This is a genomic window from Methylotenera sp. (assembly GCF_036401095.1).
In the GTDB taxonomy this organism is placed as follows: Bacteria; Pseudomonadota; Gammaproteobacteria; order Burkholderiales; family Methylophilaceae; genus Methylotenera.
In genome coordinates this window covers 142,944-158,071 of the sequence record NZ_DASWWA010000008.1, presented here as the reverse complement: position 1 = coordinate 158,071, position 15,128 = coordinate 142,944, and the positions used below count along the sequence as shown (strand labels likewise).

The window sequence follows — 15,128 nt, the reverse complement described above, 5'->3', positions numbered from 1 at the left end:
ATGAATTTAAATAAAGCTCAAAAAAAGAAAATCGTGGTCGGCCTTTCTGGCGGCGTCGATTCCTCAGTCACTGCATTGTTACTCAAACAGCAAGGCTACGAAGTTACCGGTCTTTTTATGAAAAACTGGGAAGATGACGACACCGACGAATACTGCTCAAGCAAGCAAGACTTAATCGATGCTGTATCAGTGGCAGATAAAATCGGTATTGATATCGAAGCGGTAAATTTTAGTAACGAATACAAAGACCGTGTTTTTGCCAACTTTCTGAGTGAATACCAAGCTGGGCGCACGCCTAACCCAGATATTCTGTGTAATGCTGAAATTAAATTCAAAGCTTTTCTTGACCATGCCATGGGCATGGGCGCAGATTTAATCGCCACAGGTCACTATGCACAAGTTCGTGAAAACCCACTAAAGCCCGGCCTGTTCCAGCTGATGAAGGCAGATGATGGCAGTAAAGACCAAAGCTACTTCTTGTACAGGCTCAACCAAGCGCAGTTGTCTAAAACCTTGTTCCCGTTAGGCCAACACTTAAAGCGTGAAGTTCGTGAAATTGCACGTAGTGCAGGTCTAATCAACGCCGAGAAAAAAGACTCTACCGGCATTTGCTTTATTGGCGAGCGCCCATTCCAAGAGTTCTTAAGTAAATACCTACCGCGCGAACCGGGCGATATGAAAACGCCGGAAGGCAAACTGGTCGGTCGCCACGAAGGCCTAATGTATTACACACTAGGTCAGCGCCAAGGCCTGAAAATCGGCGGCAGCCGAGAGAGTAATGGCGAGCCATGGTTTGTTGCTGCAAAAGACATGGAAAAGAACGAACTCATCGTGGTACAGGGGCATGAACACCCGTTACTGCTTAACGATGGCCTTAAAGCGGGACAACTACATTGGATTAGCGATGAAAACCCAATTACTAACTGGGTTTATGCAGCAAAAACGCGCTACCGCCAGCCTGATGCACCATGTGAAATTGACAGCATCAATGCCGATGAGGTGGAAATTAAATTTGGGCAAAAACAATGGGCAATCACACCAGGCCAATCTGCTGTGGTTTACGAAAGTAACGTATGTTTAGGTGGTGGTATTATTACGGGCGCAATTTAAATAAAGAGATATCAACATGGCGTACGCACTGAAAAACTCCCAAGGCCAGATCATCGCGACCAGCGCTTTAGAGAAGCCTAGCGAGGATTGGATACAAATTGACGCCACGGATAAGGCCTATATCAACTTTTTGGAGCATTCATTGGCAGAGGCTGATGCTTTCCGCGAAAGTGATATTCATTTAGCGCGCGTACTGGAAGATGTGATCACACTACTGGTAGAGCGCAACATTATTCGCTTTACCGACCTGCCCGAGCAAGCGCAAAAACGCCTAAACCAAAGACAGTCTATGCGCCATAAATCGCAATTATCAGGAATATTGGACGAAAACAGCGAGCTTTTTTAGCAACCTCAGAAAGTGTTTTACACAACAGTTGCTGAGGTTGCTAAACCGTTACTAACCAATATTAATTGGCAACAGGTAAAGTGTCTTTAAATGACTGGCGCTGTAACAAACTGATTTGCAAACGATCCAGATTCGCATAATCTTCTGCCAGATTAATCACTTGGCTAAAGCGCAGGCCAAGGTAACCCAACACACAACCTACCGCAATATCAGCCAAACTAAAGGTATCGTCCACACACCATTTATTTTGCCCCAAGTCATTGTTGAGCACAGTTAAACCGCGCGTTACTTTATCCATCTGTTTATCAATAAATGCGGCATCTTGCATTGGCTGCGGCTTTCTTTGCTCCAACATCACCGCAACCGCGGCATCGCATACGCCGTCAGCTAGCGCTTCCCATCTGCGTACTGCAGATTTCGCACCGTTGTCTTTAGGAATCAAATGCGCCAGTGGTGTGCGGTTATCAAAATACTCAGCAATCACGCGAGAGTCATATAAACTATCACCATCACCCAGAATCAACACTGGTACTTTACCTAAAGGGTTATAGTCTTTAACTGGACAGTCCGGCGCTGACAACACCACTTCTTGTAGTTGAACATCAATATGTTTCTCAGCGGCAACAATACGCACTTTACGTGCATAAGGACTATTTACGGTATATAAAAGCTTCATAATATTTTAGTAATCTATAGTGTTGATGTTGGTAAATTCTTGGTTAACATTATAATTCAATCACAGCACACTCTTACGATAACTTATGACACAAATTAGCCAACAGCACCCGAATGAGTCAACCAATTTCACACTCATGGTGCAAACCCAAGTAAAAAATGCGTTAGATGAAGACATTGGTAGCGGTGATCTAACTGCAAACTTGATACCATCGACACAAACCGCTAATGCAAAAGTGATTGTACGTGAACATGCAGTTATATGCGGCATTGCTTGGTTTAATGAATGCTTTAAGCAGATTGATGCTAAGGTCACAGTTAACTGGCTAGTCACAGAGGGTCAGCTAGTTCAGCCCAACCAAACACTATGTACGATACAGGGTTTGGCACGCTCATTATTAACCGCTGAGCGCTGCGCGCTAAATTTTCTACAAACACTTTCCTCCACCGCAACGGCATCCCGTAAATATGTCGATGCGATTGCAGGTACATCTGCGCAGATTTTAGACACACGCAAAACTATCCCCAATCTGCGTTTAGCACAAAAGTATGCGGTCACTATCGGCGGTGGCCACAATCAGCGCCTTGCGTTGTACGATGGCATCCTGATTAAAGAAAACCATATTGCAGCAGCCGGCAGCATTGGTAATGTGATGCAACAGGCCTTTGCACTGAATAGCGGCAAAAGCATACAAATTGAAGTAGAAAACCTAGACCAATTACAAGAGGCATTGGACGCAGGTGCCACTAGCATTCTGCTAGATAATTTTAATACGGAGCTACTGCTAAAGGCCGTAGCAATCAACAGCACGGCTAAACCTAAAGCTGTGCTGGAAGCATCAGGCGGCATTACGCTGGACAATGTTCGTGAAATTGCACAAACAGGGGTTGACCGCATCTCGATTGGCGCAATCACTAAAGATATTCGTGCGATTGATCTTTCTATGCAATTCACGGCCACTGCTTAATCATAGGCGGTAGTGATTACTTACCATGCATGATATTTTAGATATTAAATTAAGCACCACCAGCTGCAAAATAAGTCCATACTTAGATATAAAACGGTAATACAAAGCAGTGATACGAATAGTTTATCCAGTGTATTTAATTTACATAGATAGCATCTAGTTTAAAAGGCAAAAAATGAGCAAAGCTGCAATATCAATTAAGCCCACAGGCCGCCTCACGCTTGGAGACACGCTCCGCATACTGGTCAATGACGGCACACTAGATAAAACGCAGGCGGAAAAACTATATAAAGACCGCAAACTGGATAGTTCCAACCTGCACCCACTGGTGGTCATCGGTGAGCAAAAATGGAAAAACCTGAAGACACCTCACAATGCCATTACGGTGGAGTGGCTATCTTCCTGGCTTGCAGGTCACGCGGGCTTAGATTATTACCATATAGACCCACTCAAAATGGATTTTGGCTCAGCGGCGCAGATTGTTTCCAAGGGTTACGCAGAACGTTTAAAAATAATGCCGATTGCAGTAAAAGACGGCATGGCAATTATCGCCACCACTGAACCGTTCAGCACAGAGTGGATTGAGGACTTAGAACGCGTTCTCAAGATGAAGGTCAAACTGGTCTTTGCCAACCCGCTGGAGGTTAGCCGCTACCTGCCGGAAATGTACAAGCTTGCAAACTCAATGCACGCTGCTAATCAGGCAAAAGCAGGGCAAATTGTCGGGGTACAGAACTTTGAACAGTTAGTCGAACTCGGCAAAGATAAAAATCTAGACGCCAATGAGCAGCACGTAGTGAACATCGTGGACTGGCTGTTTAAATACGCATTCGAGCAACGCGCCAGTGACATTCACCTCGAGCCAAGACGCAACATGGGCATGATGCGTTTTAGAATCGACGGGGTACTACATCAAGTTTACCAGCTACCGCCTAATATCATGAATGCCATCACCAGCAGGATTAAACTACTGGGGCGCATGGATATGGTAGAAAAACGCCGCCCGCAGGATGGTCGCATTAAAACCTTATCGGCAGAAGGGCAAGAAATCGAGTTACGCCTATCCACCATGCCCACTGCATTTGGTGAAAAATTGGTGATGCGTATTTTTTCACCGGACATCTCAGGCAAAGACTTCTTAGCACTCGGCTTCTCTCAAGCACAGTCAGACAAATGGAACTCGTGGACAAAAGCACCAAACGGCATTATTTTGGTAACAGGCCCGACTGGCTCAGGTAAAACAACCACTCTTTACTCCACCTTAAAATTGCTTGCTACATCAGAAGTCAACGTATGTACGGTTGAAGAACCAATTGAGATGGTGGAGCCTGCATTTAATCAAATGCAGGTTCAAAGCAATATTGGCTTAGGCTTTGCAGACGGCATACGCACACTGATGCGCCAAGACCCTGACATTATCATGGTGGGTGAGATCCGCGACCTTGAAACTGCAGACATGGCGATTCAAGCTGCCTTGACTGGTCATCTTGTGCTTTCAACCCTGCACACCAATGACTCACCCTCTGCGGTTACACGTTTGCTAGACCTAGGCGTACCGTCCTATCTCATCCACTCCACCGTGCTCGGCATTATGGCGCAGCGATTAGTTAGAACACTCTGCCCTAGTTGCAAAGCACCAGAGCCGATTGATCAAAGCAAATGGGATGCGCTAGTGGGGCCATTCAAGCTAGCTAAACCAGCACACATTTACAAACCGGTTGGCTGCTTAGAGTGCCGCAACACAGGTTTTAGAGGACGTAGCGGCATTTATGAAATGTTGACGATTACACCAACGCTAAGAAAGCTAATCACACCTGAAACAAACTTGGCTAAACTCACAAAAATGGCACAGCAAGAAGGCATGCAGCCACTGGTAATTAACGGCGCTGAGAAGGTAGCCGCAGGGCTCACCACTATTGAAGAATTGCTGAAGGTCGCCCCACCACTCGACCTTGAGTAAAAGCCTTGTTTTTATTATGGTTTTTATGCATACCATTCACTAGCTGAAAGTCAATGTATTTAGTTAAATTAGTCAACTAAATATACAGGCTTTCACACATTCGTCCTTGACCAAATACGCTCAAACCGTTATCGTGTAGGGTTACAAATAAATTATTCAAATCAAAAAGATTTATGGCAGAGACTACTCATCCGCAACAAATCACAGGCGCAGAAATTGTTATCCGTTGCCTAGAGCAAGAAAATGTAAAGTTTTTGTTCGGCTACCCAGGCGGCGCTGTTTTGCATATTTACGATGCAATCTATAAACAAGGCCACTTTAAGCACATTCTTGTGCGCCACGAACAAGCTGCCGTTCACGCAGCAGATGCATTCTCACGTGCAACCGGCGAAGTCGGCGTTGCACTCGTCACATCTGGCCCAGGCGCAACCAATGCCATCACTGGTATTGCAACCGCTTACATGGACTCAATCCCGCTAGTTGTCATCAGTGGTCAGGTACCTGTACCGGCCATTGGCTTAGATGCATTCCAAGAAGTCGACATGGTTGGCGTAACACGCCCATGTGTTAAACATAACTTCTTGGTTAAAGATGTAAAAGACATCGCCACAACCTTGAAAAAAGCATTCCATATCGCTAGAACTGGGCGTCCAGGCCCTGTTGTGGTCGACATTCCAAAAGACATAACCGCACACTTTGCTGACTTCGTATATCCTGAATCAGTAGAAATGCGCTCATATAACCCGGTGACTAAAGGCCATAGCGGCCAAATTAAAAAAGCAGTTAAGTTACTGCTGGAAGCTGAACGTCCAATGGTTTACACCGGTGGCGGCTTAGTATTGGGCGACGCTTCTGAGTCATTAGTGAAACTGGTAAGAGCGCTTGGCGTTCCGGTTACCAACACCTTGATGGGCTTAGGCGGCTACCCTAGCACTGATAAACAATTCCTAGGCATGCTTGGCATGCACGGCACTTACGAAGCAAATATGGCAATGCAGAACTGTGATGTGCTATTAGCCGTAGGCGCGCGTTTTGATGACCGCGTAATTGGCAACACAGACCACTTCTACAGCAAAGACCGCACCATTATTCATGTAGATATTGACCCTTCATCTATCTCTAAGCGCGTGAAAGTACATGTACCTATCGTAGGTGACGTTAAATCAGTACTCGCTGAAATGAATGAGTTGGTTGCACTTGAGAAGCCAAAACCATCGCCAGCACTTAAAGCATGGTGGGAGCAAATTGAAAGCTGGCGCAGTAAGCTATGCCTAGACTACAGCAACAACAATGGCCTAATCAAGCCACAGTATGTTATCGAAAAACTTTGGGAAGTCACCAAAGGTGAAGCCTACGTCACATCTGACGTAGGCCAACACCAAATGTGGGCAGCACAGTACTATAAATTTGACAAACCACGTCGCTGGATCAATTCAGGCGGCTTGGGCACTATGGGCGTTGGCTTACCTTACGCCATGGGCTGTCAGTTTGCTGACCCAACCGCACAGGTAGCCTGTGTAACAGGTGAAGGCAGTATTCAAATGAATATTCAAGAGCTTTCAACCTGTAAGCAATACAGTCTGCCAATCAAAGTAATTCTACTTAACAACCGTTACCTAGGTATGGTGCGTCAGTGGCAAGAGTTCTTCTATGAGAACCGCTACTCAGAATCCTACATGGATAGTTTGCCTGACTTTGTAAAACTTGCTGAATCTTATGGTCACGTGGGCATGCAAATCACCAAGCCAGAAGATGTGGAAGGCGCATTAAAAGAAGCGTTTGACATGAAATCACGCTTTGTATTTATGGACTTCATTACTGACCAGAAAGAAAATGTATTCCCTATGATTCCTAACGGTAAAGGGTTGTCTGAAATGATCTTGGCAGAGGATTTATAATGCGTCATATTGTTTCACTATTAATGGAAAATGAGGCTGGCGCATTATCACGTGTTGCCGGCTTGTTCTCAGCACGTGGCTACAACATCGAATCGTTAACAGTTGCACCAACTGAAGACCCAACATTGTCACGTATGACTATTGTTACTTCCGGCTCTGATGACGTGATTGAACAAATCATCAAGCAGCTTAACAAGCTAGTAGATGTAGTTAAAGTCCTAGATTTGAATGACGGTAAATTTATTGAGCGTGAACTGATGCTGGTTAAAGTAAAGGCAACAGGTACGTTCCGTGAGGAAATGAAGCGTATGTGCGACATTTTCCGCGGTCGCATTATTGACGTAGCAGATGGCACATTTACGATTGAGCTAACTGGTTCTGGCCATAAGCTAGATGCGTTTATTGAAGGTTTAGACAGCGCTGCAATCCTAGAAACAGTGCGCACAGGCGCATCTGGCATTGGGCGTGGCGATAGAATCTTAAAGGTTTAATAAACATATCCAGCACGAGGAGCCAAGCGCGGTTCGTACTGGTAAGCAATTGATTTTTGCAATTGTATGTTTTTGATAATTGAATTGTAGTTTTCTTAACAATGTAGTTTGTAGTTTCAAAGCAGCAGTGATAACGAAAGTATCCCAGATGAAGTTTCTCTGTGAACATAGCGTTCTCTGTAGCCAATATTTTTAGAGGAAAAGAAATGAAAGTTTATTACGACAAAGACGCTGACCTTGGCCTGATCAAAGGTAAAAAAGTAACTATCGTTGGTTACGGTTCACAAGGCCACGCACACGCAGCTAACCTTAAAGACAGCGGCGCTGATGTGACTATCGGTTTACGTAAAGGCGGTAGCTCATGGGCTAAAGCTGTGGCAGCTGGTCACAACGTATTAGAAATCGCAGAAGCAACTAAACAAGCTGACGTTGTAATGCTTTTGTTGCCTGACGAAACAATGCCAGAAATTTTCCACGCAGAAGTTGCTGCAAACCTAAAACAAGGTGCTGCACTTGCTTTCGCACACGGCTTCAACATTCACTACAACCAAATCACACCACGTGCTGATTTGGACGTAATCATGATCGCCCCAAAAGGCCCAGGCCACACTGTGCGTTCTGAGTACCTAAAAGGCGGCGGCGTACCTTCATTGATCGCTGTGTACCAAGACAAATCAGGTAAAGCAAAAGACATCGCACTTTCATACGCAGCTGCAAACGGCGGCACTAAAGGTGGCGTGATTGAAACTGATTTCCGTGAAGAAACAGAAACTGACTTGTTCGGCGAACAAGCTGTTCTATGTGGTGGCGCAGTTGAATTGGTTAAAGCTGGCTTTGAAACATTGGTTGAAGCTGGTTACGCGCCTGAAATGGCGTACTTCGAGTGCTTGCACGAGTTGAAATTGATTGTAGATTTGATGTATGAAGGCGGCATCGCTAACATGAACTACTCAATCTCAAACAACGCTGAGTACGGCGAATACGTAACTGGTCCTAAAGTGATTAACGATGAATCACGTTACGCGATGCAAGAATGTTTAGCTAATATCCAAAACGGTGAATACGCAAAACGCTTCATCTTGGAAGGCCGCACTAACTACCCAGAAATGACTGCACGTCGTCGCTTGAACGCTGCTCACCCTATCGAGCAAGTTGGCGGCCAATTGCGCGCAATGATGCCTTGGATTGCTAAAAACAAATTAGTTGATCAATCAAAAAATTGATCAAAAAATTGACGGTTCAATCTAAAAACTAAGTCTAATTTACATTTACTTAAATTAGATTAAGTCAAAAGGGCAAAACGTTTAACGATTTGCCCTTTTTTATTAGAGATGCACAGACTTATTATCGCTTTCTTACACACACCTCAAAGTTGTGCATAATATTACTGAGTTCAAAATAAAAATAACGACCATTGGAATTATCGTGCAAACCAACATGACAGTACTCACACAATACCTATTACCTAAGCAAGCCATTACTGCGCTTGCCGGAAAGCTAGCCCACCTAAAAGGCGGCAAGACCACGACTGCCGTGATTCGCTGGTTTATTAAGCGCTACAACGTCAACATGAGCGAGGCAGCTAACCCAGACGTCACCTCATACCAAACCTTTAATGCGTTTTTCACGCGCCCGTTAGCACCCAACGCCAGGCCGCTTGCTGATGCAAAGTTTATCTGTCCAGTTGATGGTGCAATTAGCCAATTTGGTCACATTGAACAAGACCAGATTTTTCAGGCTAAAGGTCACCACTACACCACCAATGCACTGCTGGGTGGCGACGCAGAGACTGCCAAACGATACGAAAATGGTTTGTTTGCTTGCCTGTACCTTAGCCCTAAAGACTACCACCGCATCCACATGCCATGCGATGGCCGCCTGCAAAAAATGACTTATGTTCCTGGTGATCTATTTTCAGTTAACCCAGTGACAGCACAAGGCGTACCCGGCTTATTTGCACGCAATGAACGCGTGGTCTGTGAATTCACATCCGACCTACATGGGAGCTTTATCATGGTGCTAGTTGGCGCAACGATTGTTGGCAGCATGGCAACGGTTTGGCATGATGCACAGGACGGCATCATTAACCCACCACGTTTAGGTGCAATTAAAAGCTGGTCTTATACCGATAAAAATATCAGCCTCAAACAAGGTGAGGAAATGGGCAGATTCTTACTAGGCTCTACCGTAGTAATGCTATTCCAAAAAGATAGCCTAACATTCAACTCAGCATGGAAGCCCGCACAAGCAATCAAGCTCGGCGAACACATGGGAAATTAAGGCGCGGACGTACCACCTATATGCGCAATAAAAAAGAAAGCCTCGTCGGAGGCTACTTTTAATTGTAAAATGGCCAATATTGCATTTGTGCAGCTCATTGCACTAATGCAATACTAAACAATAAAAATGAGACTTATTGCTCAGCACACGTCATACGCGCAACATCTACTACTTATGTGCGCCCTTGTGATACAAATTAGGCGCGAGTTCGTTTAATGCAGCCTCATACACCGCGCGCTTGAACTCAATCACGTCCTCAAGGGGTACCCAGTAATCATTCCAGCGCCAAGCATCAAACTCAGGGTGACTGGTAGCTCTCAACGAAACATCACTGTCGCGCCCCATTAATCGCAACAAATACCAAATTTGCTTTTGTCCACGGTAGCTACCACGCCACTCACGCTTAACCCAGCTGGTTGGGACTTCATAGCGCAGCCAATCTTTAGTGCGGCCTAAAATCTTAACATGCTCAGGTTTTAAGCCCACTTCCTCCATCAGCTCGCGATACATCGCCTGCTCTGGACTCTCGCCAAAGTTGATGCCCCCTTGCGGGAACTGCCAAGCATGCTCACGGATACGCTTACCCCAAAATACCTGATTGTTGGCATTGCATAAAATAATGCCGACATTCGGGCGAAACCCGTCACGATCTAACATAGCATAAACTGCCTAAATAATACTGTTATAAAATATGATGCAATTTTTTCATATTTCCAGCATTATTGAAAGCAACCATTTGCCTCATAGCCAATTAATATTAAAAGCAATGAAAACAAAAAAACACAATTTCACCAGAATCAGCATATTAATCACACTTAGCAGCTTTATTATCAGCATGCTATCTTGCTCAGCAAATGTAAGTGCCAACAAACATTACGCCTACATTACCAATCAAGGCGCCAATACGGTTTCTGTAATCAATACGCAGAGCAATCAAGTCACCAATACGATCCATGTGGGCAAAGCACCGGTTGGCGTTGCAATAGCGACGCAATTAAAGCGCGTCTATATTTCCAATGTTGAAAGCCAAGACATTTCAGTCATTAACACCGCAAACAATACCCTGATTGACACACTCAAAGTCAACGGCTCGCCGGTTGGGTTAGCAATCTCACCTGACGAGAAAACACTTTACGCCGCAGACTGGTTCAACAATCGTGTATTAGCAATTAGTACAACCGACACCAAAACCGTGCGCGAGTTAAGCATAGGTGAAGCACCAGCCGGTTTGTCAGTAAGCCCTAACAATAAAACACTGTATATCACTAATAGAGACAGTAATGATATTGCGGTGATTAATACTGAGACTCTGATACTAAACCGCAGAATCAAAGTGGGAAAACACCCGTTCGGTATTGCATTAAGCGCCTCTGGCAAGTTGCTCGCTAGCGTTAACGTGCAAGATGACACCGTGAGCATTATTAATACAGAGACCAATCACATAGAAAGCATGAAAGTAGGCTACCACCCCTACTGTGCAGCATTTAGCGCAGATGAAAAAACACTCTACGTTACCAACACGCAAGACGATAGCGTCACTGTATTGGATATTGCCAGCAAAAAAGTGATCACCACCATTAATGTAGGCAGCACACCAGAAGGTATCAGCATTGACCATGCTAACCATCGCGCCTATGTCGCCAACTGGGGTAGCAATAACGTAAGTGTGATTGACACCAACATCAATCAACTATTAACAACTATCAACACCGGCGAAAAGAGCCGCGCGTTTGGCCAATTTATTTTAACGCCATAGCAACAGCTAGCAATATTTCAGGCAATCACCAACCAAGGTAATCACATCCACCTGTCAACCAAGCCAGATTCACAGCGTTGAATACAGCACGAACCACTTTACAATTGCAGATTCAGGCTCTCATAAATTCAGATTCTAATTTATAATGTATTGTTGTTTTGAACAGACCCTCTCATTAGTGAGATCTTTGGAGAAAAGTGAATGAAAAAAATCCTAGCGTTAATCGCACTTGGCTTAACTACAAGCTTAGTTTCTATGTCAGCATCTGCACACGGCCCATCACCACTTAAGGTTGATAAGTCTGTGACTATCAAAGCCGAGCCTGCAAAAGTTTGGGCATTAGTAAAAGATTTTGGCAATATGCAAAAGTGGCACCCAGCGGTGACTAATACTAAATTAGAGAAAAAAGGCGAAGACACTTTTAGAACGCTAACCCTGAAAGACGGCGGCACTATCCTTGAGAAACTACGCAGCGCTGATGAAGCTGACATGAAAATCCGTTATGAAATCGTATCAAGCGGCTTACCATTAACTGACTACAATGCATACATCGTGGTTAAAAAAGGTGCAAACCCAGGCGAGTCTACAGTGCAATGGGTTGGTCGTTTCTACCGTTTATACAAACTAAACCCACCTATCCCAGCTGGTCAAGATGATGAAACTGCATTAAATGCAATCAACGGCATTTACGATGCAGGTTTAGCTGGTCTAAAAAAGGCAGCTGAATCGTCAAAGTAACTAACCGCGAAGGCTCTCAAAATGGAGCATCGACAAAATGGTCACTGATGCAATGGCTACGTGACCTTTTTTGACAGTTTGAGCGGTATAAATACAAAAAATTGTCAGTTTAATAAAAAAGCGGAATTTATATTCCGCTTTTTTATTGCCAGTTAAAACCTCTATTAAGATATTTCTTTAAACTAATATAATAAAAACCTGCTTATTAAGCGGCCTGTCAAGAGGTAAAGAAAATCATTAAAACCTTTTAAATACATATTGTTACAATTTCAATTCGATAAAAAATTGATACTAATGACTCACACTCCAGCTTAAAAATATTTGTATACCGCAAATAGATATAACAACCTCAAATAACTGGCACAGCAGTTGCTTATTAGAACTCAAGCAGTACTCTTAACAATAGTGTGAAAACACTTAAATATTTTTACTAAAGGAAACTAAAATGAAACAAGTACAAAAAGGTTTTACCTTAATTGAGTTGATGATTGTAGTTGCAATTATTGGTATTTTAGCTGCTGTAGCATTGCCACAATACAAAAACTACACAATTAAAGCTGCAAATAACGCCTGTTTAGATGAAGCATCAGGTGGTGCACGTGCGATTACCACATCAAAACAAAGCGGTGACGTATCTGTGTACCCTACACTTACCAATAAAGCATGTTCAACAGCTTTCCCAGCGACTCCAGCAGATGATGCTGCTGCTGCTGCGTTAACAGGCAACTTCACAATGACCGCCGCAGCCCCTGGTACCAAAACAATCACCTGTTCATACGACTCAGGTAGCTGCACAATGCCTTAATTACCGAATCATTAGTTAAATACTAATTATTCAAATTAAAAAGCCCATCTAGTATTGATGGGCTTTTTAATATATACATCAATATAATCAGACAAGACTCAAGACTATATTCCTAGATGCCTGCGCCCCTAGCTCCCCCACTTAACACCACTACATAAAACCCCTGCTGCGCCAATATAAAAGCGGCTGCCGAGCTACGACGACCTGTTTGACAATACACTACATAAGTAAGGCTGCGATCTAAGTCTGAAATTTTTTGTCGAATTTCATTTAAAGATAAATTAATAGCCCCTTCAATATGCTCATACTGATATTCAGAAGGTAGTCGTGCATCTACCCAAACTGCACCTTCTGCAACCATGGATTCAGCAGCCTCGCGGCTAACTTGTGTGAGCATAGGCTCTTTAAGCAACTCAACAAAATCACGCTTATTCAAACGTAATAACTGCCCATCAGTTTTCATTGTTACTGTCGCATTGCGCTTATTGTCTGAAACTAGCGCCTCTTCTCCAAACGCATCCCCTTCATTTAACTCAGCAACTAAAATAGGCGTTGCATTAACGCCGTCAGCTCGACTGACCAACAAAGAGCCGCTTTCCACTAGATAATAGTAATCGCCAACTGCGCCTTGCTGAATAATCACTTGCCCAGCAACCGCATTGATGCGCTCCATGCGTTGAAACATGGCCTCAATATTAGCAACCGGCACTTTACTAAAAACGCCTGATTGCAATTTAGCCAGACTAAACACACTTGTATCACGCATCCACTCAACAGGCGTTCTGCTAGATTTCCCATCATCGGTGTTGTGCACACTTTTGAGTACATCATCTCCGGTAGATAGCTGATCCCATGTCATCATGATATCTAACAGGTCATTATCTATACGCAAAATCTCTATATCAGTACGCGCAATGCTATCAACCAAGTTATGATCACAAGGAATTGGATGCCTTGCTGCAGTATCATCCCCTCGCAGTATCAACTTCTCATCATTAAGGAACCTTAGCTCCAGCTCACCTTTAATTAGATAAACTGCCTGTTTTGCATTGGAGATATTCATGCGTAATGGGTTAATCCCTTGACTTACCTTCTCCACAAAGCATAAGCCTGCAAGCTCACGCTTACGGCCAGCGGAGAGCTTAGCAAGGGGTTCAAAAGTGTTTAATAACGCAAGTACAGCAGTAGTCATGTGAACGTAAGTATCTAAGTAATTAGGGTTGTGTAACATAATATTGCCCCACTGATGGGTATCGTTGATGCTTAATCTTATAGCGATGCGAGTGTTATTTAAGCAAACTACAACTCAAAAACCTGATGTCGATTTAGTGCTGCAATCGACAATCCAGGATTACCTTTAGTAATTTCACGCATAATATGCGCATCCTCACCCGGCTTCAAATGCGTAATATATATTTCAAGCCCGCTTGTGAGATGCACTGGGTTCAACTTTTCCAACTCATGCAAAAGCATAGATGGGCACAGGTGCTTGGACAAGATTGCCAATCCCAGCTCACTATTACTAAAGGCCGTTTCTACGATTAAGTATTTAAGGTGATTGATGTTATTCACCTCATGCCATAGTGCATCACAGATGGTTGTATCGCCAGTATAAACCAAACTGTGCTTTGCACCTTTAATGTGATACCCGACAGCGGGCACTACATGATGCACAGGTAGCGCAGTCATAGTACGCTCCCCTAACACCACAGGTTGCCCAAGCTTGATTTCCTGGTATCGCAAAAAAGGCTTGTCGTTATTCGGAATCTGATTAAAGTCCGGCCATATTTCCCAGTTAAAAATATGTGCCTTTAAAATCGCCAGCGTTTCTTGTGTAGCGTATAAGGTAATGGGTTCGCCACGAATTCCCATCACGGTGTCTAATAATAGTGGAATAAAGGCAATGTGATCCAGATGTGAATGGGTTACAAATATGTGGCTAATCTTGAGTAATTCATCCATAGATAAATCGCCAACACCAGAGCCGGCATCAATCAAGATGTCTTGATCCAGCAATAGCGATGTGGTGCGATAATCGCCACCGATACCACCACTACAACCAAGTACTTTAAGTTGCGCCATTTAGACATTACCTTAATTA

General features: G+C 43.9%; 15 protein-coding genes. 11 read left to right on the top strand and 4 right to left on the bottom strand.

Annotated elements, in window-relative coordinates:
• Together mnmA and VGD82_RS07560 are read left to right on the top strand one after the other, a co-directional pair.
• Positions 1-1,110: a tRNA 2-thiouridine(34) synthase MnmA gene (gene mnmA / locus VGD82_RS07565; protein WP_331019816.1), complete on the top strand. Its 1,110-nt coding sequence runs from the start codon at positions 1-3 to the stop codon at positions 1,108-1,110.
• A gap of 16 nt (positions 1,111-1,126) precedes the next feature.
• The gene (locus VGD82_RS07560; RefSeq protein ID WP_331019815.1) at positions 1,127-1,456 is read left to right on the top strand and encodes a hypothetical protein; all 330 of its coding nucleotides are present in this window, start codon (positions 1,127-1,129) and stop codon (positions 1,454-1,456) included.
• A 61-nt stretch (positions 1,457-1,517) separates the two neighbouring features.
• On the opposite strand, the gene VGD82_RS07555 is transcribed toward VGD82_RS07560, so the two are convergent.
• Positions 1,518-2,132 carry a glutathione S-transferase family protein gene (locus tag VGD82_RS07555; RefSeq protein WP_331019814.1) on the bottom strand — a complete coding sequence of 205 codons (615 nt, stop codon included), beginning with the start codon at positions 2,130-2,132 and terminating at the stop codon, positions 1,518-1,520.
• An 85-nt stretch (positions 2,133-2,217) separates the two neighbouring features.
• On the opposite strand from VGD82_RS07555, the gene nadC reads away from it, so the two are divergent.
• From nadC to asd, 6 genes are all read left to right on the top strand, one after another.
• Positions 2,218-3,099, top strand: a complete 882-nt coding sequence (gene nadC, locus VGD82_RS07550) for a carboxylating nicotinate-nucleotide diphosphorylase (protein ID WP_331019813.1) — start codon at positions 2,218-2,220, stop codon at positions 3,097-3,099.
• A 175-nt stretch (positions 3,100-3,274) separates the two neighbouring features.
• Complete coding sequence (locus VGD82_RS07545) at positions 3,275-5,059, top strand: GspE/PulE family protein (RefSeq protein WP_331019812.1); 1,785 nt, start codon at positions 3,275-3,277, stop codon at positions 5,057-5,059.
• A gap of 173 nt (positions 5,060-5,232) precedes the next feature.
• On the top strand, positions 5,233-6,957 hold the full coding sequence (locus tag VGD82_RS07540; RefSeq protein ID WP_331019811.1) for an acetolactate synthase 3 catalytic subunit: 1,725 nt from the start codon (positions 5,233-5,235) through the stop codon (positions 6,955-6,957).
• The gene (gene ilvN, locus VGD82_RS07535; protein WP_331019810.1) at positions 6,957-7,448 is read left to right on the top strand and encodes an acetolactate synthase small subunit; all 492 of its coding nucleotides are present in this window, start codon (positions 6,957-6,959) and stop codon (positions 7,446-7,448) included. Before VGD82_RS07540 ends, ilvN begins: the two co-directional genes overlap by 1 nt.
• A gap of 206 nt (positions 7,449-7,654) precedes the next feature.
• Positions 7,655-8,671: a ketol-acid reductoisomerase gene (gene ilvC, locus VGD82_RS07530; RefSeq protein ID WP_135276123.1), complete on the top strand. Its 1,017-nt coding sequence runs from the start codon at positions 7,655-7,657 to the stop codon at positions 8,669-8,671.
• 214 nt (positions 8,672-8,885) lie between these two features.
• Positions 8,886-9,728 carry an archaetidylserine decarboxylase gene (gene asd / locus VGD82_RS07525; RefSeq protein ID WP_331019838.1) on the top strand — a complete coding sequence of 281 codons (843 nt, stop codon included), beginning with the start codon at positions 8,886-8,888 and terminating at the stop codon, positions 9,726-9,728.
• A gap of 168 nt (positions 9,729-9,896) precedes the next feature.
• Here the strand turns inward: asd and VGD82_RS07520 are convergent, their stop codons facing one another.
• Positions 9,897-10,385, bottom strand: a complete 489-nt coding sequence (locus tag VGD82_RS07520) for an RNA pyrophosphohydrolase (protein WP_331019809.1) — start codon at positions 10,383-10,385, stop codon at positions 9,897-9,899.
• A gap of 109 nt (positions 10,386-10,494) precedes the next feature.
• Between VGD82_RS07520 and VGD82_RS07515 the strand changes: the two genes are divergently transcribed.
• The 3 genes from VGD82_RS07515 (at position 10,495) to VGD82_RS07505 (ending at position 13,027) form a co-directional block, all read left to right on the top strand.
• Entirely contained in the window at positions 10,495-11,484 is a 990-nt protein-coding gene (locus VGD82_RS07515; RefSeq protein ID WP_331019808.1) for a YncE family protein, read from the top strand.
• A 201-nt stretch (positions 11,485-11,685) separates the two neighbouring features.
• Entirely contained in the window at positions 11,686-12,222 is a 537-nt protein-coding gene (locus VGD82_RS07510) for an SRPBCC family protein (protein WP_331019807.1), read from the top strand.
• Positions 12,223-12,667: 445 nt separating this feature from the next.
• Entirely contained in the window at positions 12,668-13,027 is a 360-nt protein-coding gene (locus tag VGD82_RS07505) for a pilin (protein WP_331019806.1), read from the top strand.
• 112 nt (positions 13,028-13,139) lie between these two features.
• Here VGD82_RS07505 and VGD82_RS07500 read toward each other — a convergent pair whose 3' ends face one another.
• Positions 13,140-14,219: a cyclic nucleotide-binding domain-containing protein gene (locus VGD82_RS07500; protein ID WP_331019805.1), complete on the bottom strand. Its 1,080-nt coding sequence runs from the start codon at positions 14,217-14,219 to the stop codon at positions 13,140-13,142.
• A gap of 107 nt (positions 14,220-14,326) precedes the next feature.
• Positions 14,327-15,109 (bottom strand): 3',5'-cyclic-nucleotide phosphodiesterase, encoded by a 783-nt coding sequence (locus VGD82_RS07495; RefSeq protein WP_331019804.1) that lies wholly within the window; start codon positions 15,107-15,109, stop codon positions 14,327-14,329.
• Positions 15,110-15,128 lie beyond the last annotated feature (19 nt).

What these genes read in the sequence shown, in the direction of transcription:
- ilvN (WP_331019810.1), top strand. Translation starts at nt 6,957, where the DNA reads ATGCGTCATATTGTTTCACTATTAATGGAAAATGAGGCTGGCGCATTA.
- VGD82_RS07540 (WP_331019811.1), top strand. Translation starts at nt 5,233, where the DNA reads ATGGCAGAGACTACTCATCCGCAACAAATCACAGGCGCAGAAATTGTT.
- VGD82_RS07560 (WP_331019815.1), top strand. Translation starts at nt 1,127, where the DNA reads ATGGCGTACGCACTGAAAAACTCCCAAGGCCAGATCATCGCGACCAGC.
- VGD82_RS07520 (WP_331019809.1), bottom strand. Translation starts at nt 10,385, where the DNA reads ATGTTAGATCGTGACGGGTTTCGCCCGAATGTCGGCATTATTTTATGC.
- mnmA (WP_331019816.1), top strand. Translation starts at nt 1, where the DNA reads ATGAATTTAAATAAAGCTCAAAAAAAGAAAATCGTGGTCGGCCTTTCT.
- VGD82_RS07545 (WP_331019812.1), top strand. Translation starts at nt 3,275, where the DNA reads ATGAGCAAAGCTGCAATATCAATTAAGCCCACAGGCCGCCTCACGCTT.
- asd (WP_331019838.1), top strand. Translation starts at nt 8,886, where the DNA reads ATGACAGTACTCACACAATACCTATTACCTAAGCAAGCCATTACTGCG.
- VGD82_RS07555 (WP_331019814.1), bottom strand. Translation starts at nt 2,132, where the DNA reads ATGAAGCTTTTATATACCGTAAATAGTCCTTATGCACGTAAAGTGCGT.
- VGD82_RS07505 (WP_331019806.1), top strand. Translation starts at nt 12,668, where the DNA reads ATGAAACAAGTACAAAAAGGTTTTACCTTAATTGAGTTGATGATTGTA.
- VGD82_RS07510 (WP_331019807.1), top strand. Translation starts at nt 11,686, where the DNA reads ATGAAAAAAATCCTAGCGTTAATCGCACTTGGCTTAACTACAAGCTTA.
- VGD82_RS07495 (WP_331019804.1), bottom strand. Translation starts at nt 15,109, where the DNA reads ATGGCGCAACTTAAAGTACTTGGTTGTAGTGGTGGTATCGGTGGCGAT.
- nadC (WP_331019813.1), top strand. Translation starts at nt 2,218, where the DNA reads ATGACACAAATTAGCCAACAGCACCCGAATGAGTCAACCAATTTCACA.
- ilvC (WP_135276123.1), top strand. Translation starts at nt 7,655, where the DNA reads ATGAAAGTTTATTACGACAAAGACGCTGACCTTGGCCTGATCAAAGGT.
- VGD82_RS07500 (WP_331019805.1), bottom strand. Translation starts at nt 14,219, where the DNA reads ATGACTACTGCTGTACTTGCGTTATTAAACACTTTTGAACCCCTTGCT.
- VGD82_RS07515 (WP_331019808.1), top strand. Translation starts at nt 10,495, where the DNA reads ATGAAAACAAAAAAACACAATTTCACCAGAATCAGCATATTAATCACA.